1 protein-coding gene is annotated in these 339 nt (G+C 44.2%); it reads left to right on the forward strand.

Annotated elements, in window-relative coordinates; translation table 11 throughout:
- The coding region (locus Q4528_RS13030) for a Rossmann-fold NAD(P)-binding domain-containing protein (protein WP_303521903.1) at nt 1–339 on the forward strand (339 nt) is incomplete at both ends.

Genomic DNA, 339 nt, shown 5'->3' on the forward strand with positions numbered 1-339 from the left:
GGGCTAGCCTGGATGTTATGCATTATTGCTATTTTACTGGTGGGTTTTGTAACAAAAACTACAGAAATGTTTTCGCGTCAAGTCATGTTACTGTGGGTGCCCGCTGCTTTTGTTATGCAAATTATCAATCATGTTTGTATCGGAATTGCCATAAAACGATATAAAGAGACATTTGGTAAGCACCTTAAAGTGTTGGTTGTCGGTGATGGCTCTACAGCGAGGCATCTGATACAAAACTTAAATGGTAATCGTTGGCTGCCAGATCGTGTGGTTGGAGTGGTTCGCGGGAATGGAGAGGCACCTGACATAGCTATGGCCGCTACCTTGCCTGTCCCTATC

The sequence above is a fragment of the Staphylococcus pasteuri genome, from assembly GCF_030547725.1.
Lineage (GTDB): Bacteria > Bacillota > Bacilli > Staphylococcales > Staphylococcaceae > Staphylococcus > Staphylococcus pasteuri.